The sequence below is a fragment of the Aquabacterium sp. UBA2148 genome, assembly GCF_002328915.1.
GTDB lineage: Bacteria > Pseudomonadota > Gammaproteobacteria > Burkholderiales > Burkholderiaceae_C > Aquabacterium > Aquabacterium parvum.
Genome location: NZ_DCXA01000159.1, coordinates 15,825 through 20,355, shown reverse-complemented (window position 1 = coordinate 20,355; position 4,531 = coordinate 15,825). Strand labels below are relative to the sequence as shown.

2 protein-coding genes are annotated in these 4,531 nt (G+C 69.8%); both read left to right on the top strand.

The annotated features are described in order from the left end of the window. Positions 1–58: 58 nt before the first annotated feature. Positions 59–1,192: an efflux RND transporter periplasmic adaptor subunit gene (locus B2W70_RS08800; RefSeq protein ID WP_286744909.1), complete on the top strand. Its 1,134-nt coding sequence runs from the start codon at positions 59–61 to the stop codon at positions 1,190–1,192. A 10-nt stretch (positions 1,193–1,202) separates the two neighbouring features. Then, the gene (locus B2W70_RS08795; RefSeq protein WP_286744906.1) at positions 1,203–4,358 is read left to right on the top strand and encodes an efflux RND transporter permease subunit; all 3,156 of its coding nucleotides are present in this window, start codon (positions 1,203–1,205) and stop codon (positions 4,356–4,358) included. Positions 4,359–4,531: the final 173 nt, after the last annotated feature.

Genomic DNA, 4,531 nt, shown 5'->3' with positions numbered 1-4,531 from the left:
GCTGGCGGCGGCGCCAGCTCGGTCGGGTCGCGGCCCGCAACGTCGATGGAGGTCAGGCATGAATCGCAAGTTGTTTTCAAACCGCTGGCCTGCATGCGCTGCGCTGGTGCTGAGCGTGGCGCTGTCCCCGGTCCACGCGTCGCCAGGGGCCCACGGGCCCAACGGCGAGCACCTGGACCTGGCGGCAGCCCCCAACGCCGCAGGCCTGGCCCGCCTGCCCGACGGCAGTGTCCAGGTGCCCAAGCTGGCCCAGCGGCGCATGGGCCTGCGCACGCTGATCGCGGCCGAGTCGGCGGCGGCCGTGACCGTCCAGCTTCCCGGGCGCGTGATCGCCGACCCCAATGCCAGCGGGTGGGTGCAGTCGGCCCACGGCGGTCGGATCGAGGCGGGCCCCAAGGGGCTGCCCGTGGCCGGTCAGGTCGTTCGCCAGGGCGAGGTCCTGGCCTGGGTGCGCCACCATGCCGAGCCATATGCCGAGGCCGCCCAGCGATCGCAGCGCGCCGAGTTGCGCGCGGCGCGGGAGCTGGCCGAGCAGCGCCTGCAGCGCCTGGCGTCCCTGGAGGGCACGGTGCCCCGCAAGGAGATCGAGGCGGCCCGCGTCGAAGCCCGGTCGCTGCAGGAGCGCGAGCGAGACATCGGCGCCAGCCTGGAGGCCCGCGAACCCTTGCGTGCACCGGTCTCTGGTGTCGTCGCGCGGGTGGCGATCCAGGTGGGGCAAGTCGTCGAGAGCCGGGAGGTGCTGTTGGAGGTCGTCGACCCTGCCCGCATGCTGGTCGAGGCCTCGACGCCGGATGTCCAGCTGGGCGCGCAGGTTGACACCGCCAGCCTGGTCGGCGTGGAGGGCGTGAAGCTGAAGCTGATCGGTGCGGCCCGGGCCCTGCGCGACGGGGTCTTGCCTCTGACCTTCGGGGTGCAGGTGTCCGACGGCGCCATGCTGGCGGTGGGGCAGCCGGTCGTGGTGACGGCGGCGCTCAAGGCGCGCCGCCAGGGCATCGTGCTGCCCGCCGAGGCGGTGGTGCGCAGCCCGTCGAACGAGGCGGTGGTGTGGATCAAGTCGGGCGCGGAGCGCTTCGTGCCGCAGCCCGTGCAGGTCCAGGTGCTGGACACGCACACCGTGCTGGTGACCCGGGGCCTGTCGGCCGACAACCGGGTCGTGGTCCAGGGCGCGGCGCTGGTCGCACAGATCCGCTGAAGGGGTTGGCATGTTCAACTGGATCGTCAGGCACAGCCTGCACAACCGGCTCTTCGTGCTGGCCATCGCTACCGTGCTGATGGCCTGCGGGGCGATCACGGCCTGGCGCACGCCGGTCGATGTGTTCCCGGACCTCAACAAGCCCGTCGTCACGGTGATGGCCGAGGCGGGTGGCATGGCGCCGGAAGAGGTCGAGCAACTGGTCACCTTCCCCATCGAGACGGCGCTCAACGGCATGCCCGGTGTCACCCGGGTGCGTTCGACGTCCGGGGTGGGCTTGTCCATCGTCTACGCGGAGTTCGATTGGGGCACCGACGTCTACCGCAATCGCCAGCTGGTGGCCGAGCGACTGGGGCAATTGAGGTCGCAACTGCCGCAGTCCATCACCCCGGTGATGGGGCCGGTCTCGTCCATCATGGGCGAGATCATGCTCATCGCCTTGCCGCTGGGCGATGGCAAGGACGCCGCCTCGCCCATGCAGGCGCGTGAGCACGCGGACTTCGTGCTGCGGCCGCGCCTGCTGGCCGTGCCCGGGGTGTCTCAGGTGATCCCCATCGGTGGCGAGGTGCGGCAGCTGCGGGTGGAGCCGGATCCCGCGCGCATGGCCCAGCTGGGTGTCTCCCTGACCCAGGTCGAGCAAGCCTTGCGTGGCTTTGCCACCAACGCGGGCGGCGGCTTCGTGGACCTCAACAGCCGCGAGTACCTGATTCGCCACCTCGGCCGCACCAACAAGGTGGAGGACCTGCAGGGCATCGCGGTGGCCTGGAAAGAGGGGCGACCGGTGTTGCTGAACCAGGTGGCCCAGGTCAGGTTCGCGCCGGGGCTCAAGCGGGGTGACGCTGGTTTCAAGGGCCAGCCGGCCGTCATCGTCAGCGTGCAGAAGCAGCCCTCGGCGGACACGGTGAAGGTGACCGCCCTCATCGAGCGCGCGCTGGAGGAGCTCCGGGCCGGCATGCCCCCGGGCCTGGCCGCTCCCCAGGTGCTCTTCAGGCAGGCGGACTTCATCCAGGCGTCCATCGGCAACGTGACCGAGGCGCTGCGGGACGGCGCCATCATGGTGGCCATCGTGCTGTTTGCCTTCCTGCTGTCGGCTCGCACCACGCTGATCTCGCTGGTGGCCATCCCGCTGTCGCTGGCGGTGACGGCGCTCGTGTTCCGGCTGCTGGACCAGTCGATCAACGTGATGACCCTGGGTGGCTTGGCCATCGCGGTCGGCGAGCTGGTCGACGATGCGGTGGTGGACGTGGAGAACATCCTGCGCCGGCTCAAGGAGAACCGCTTGCTGCCGCAGCCCAGGCCCATCCTGGAGGTGGTGCGGCAGGCCAGCGTGGAGGTCCGCTCGGGCATCGTCTACGCCACGGTGATCGTCGTGCTGGTGTTCGTGCCGCTGTTCGCGCTGCCCGGCATCGAGGGCCGCCTGTTCGCGCCCCTGGGCATCGCCTACATCGTGTCCATCCTGGCGTCGATGCTGGTGTCCATGACCGTCACGCCGGTGCTGTGCAGCGCCTTGCTCGGCCGCATGAAGCGGCTGGACCATGGGGACAGCCCGCTGGTGTCCAGGCTCAAGGCTTGGGACCGGCGCCTGCTCGACTGGTCCTTCCCGCACGCCAGGCTGCTCCTGGGTGGGGCGGTGGTGGCGGTGGCTGCGGCCGCGGCCACGGTGCCCTTCTTTCCGCGCGCTTTTTTGCCGGCTTTCAACGAAGGCTCGCTGGTGTTGTCGCTGATGTTCAACCCCGGTACCTCGCTGGCCGAGGCGAATCGCATGGGCGCCATCGCCGAGCGGCTGATCACCGCAGTGCCAGGTGTCACGCAGGTCGGCCGGCGCACCGGTCGTGCCGAGCTGGACGAGCACGCCGAGGGCGTGCATTCGGCGGAAATCGACGTGGACCTGCGCCGCGACGGGCCGCCCGTGGACCGCGAGGCGGTGATGGCGCAGATCCGTGCCCAGTTGTCGGTCCTGCCCGCGCAGGTGGCCATCGGTCAGCCCATTTCGCACCGGCTGGATCACCTGCTCTCGGGCGTGCGCGCCCAGATCGCCATCAAGGTCTACGGCGACGACACCGACACCCTGCGCGGCCTGGCCGAGCAGCTGCGGCAAGGCCTGGCCGGGGTTCATGGCCTGGTCGACCTGACCGTCGAGAAGCAGGTCCTGATTCCCCAGGTGATGGTTCGCATCGACCCGCAGCGGCTCGCGCAAACCGGCCTGGCGCCGGGCGAGGCGGTGCGGATCCTGCAAACGTTGACCGACGGGGCGCACGGGGCCCAGATCGTGGATGGGCCTCGTCGCTACGACCTGGTCTTGCGCCTGCCGGATGCGCAACGCGGCCCCGTCGACCTGGCGCGCACGCTGATCGACACGCCCGCCGGCCGCTTGCCGGTGTCGAGCTTTGCCAGCGTCGAAGAGGCCGATGGCCCCAACCAGATCGGTCGGGAGAACGGCCGTCGCCGCATCGTGGTCTACGCCAACACCGATGGTTCGGACATGGGGCAGGTCATCGCAGAGATCCGGCAGGTCATCGGGCGCACAGCGTTGCCAGCGGGCAGCTTCATCAGCCTCGAAGGCCAGTTCCAGGCGCAGGAGCAGGCCACCCAGCTCATCCTGGGCCTGTCCCTGGTGTCGCTGACGATGATGTTCCTGGTGCTGTACTCACGCTATCGGTCGGCGGTGCTGACCGGGGTCATCATGGCCAACATCCCCCTGGCTCTGATCGGCAGCGTGGTGGCCATGTGGTTGGCGGGGGTGAGCCTGTCGGTCGCGGCCATGGTGGGCTTCATCACCCTGGCCGGCATCGCCACCCGCAACGGCATCCTCAAGATCAGCCACTACATCAACCTGTGTCGCTTCGAAGGGGAGTCCTTCAGCCAGGCCATGATCGTGCGGGGCTCACTGGAGCGCCTGACCCCGGTGCTGATGACCGCCTTGGTGGCGGCCTTCGCGCTGACCCCGCTGCTCCTGGCGGGGGACGCCCCCGGCAAGGAGATCCTGCACCCGGTGGCGGTGGTGATTTTCGGGGGCCTGGTCAGCTCCACGCTGCTGGACACCCTGCTCACGCCCTTGCTGTTCTGGCGCCTGGGCCGCGAGCCCACCGAGCGCCTGTTGCGCGACTCTGCAGAGTCCGAATCCGCTGAGCCAGGGTCCCTGGCCGAAACCCGCGACGTTTTCTGAAGCGGGCGTCACCCACCTGGGCCAGCGTGGTGCCGCCCTCAAGCGCACCCCCACTTCAAACGGAGAACACACCATGCGTACCAGACAACTCATCCAGATCGCGGCCTTGGCTCTGGGGGCGCTGAGCCTGAACCCGGCGATGGCCCATGGCGCAGGCGAGCCGCACCATGGCG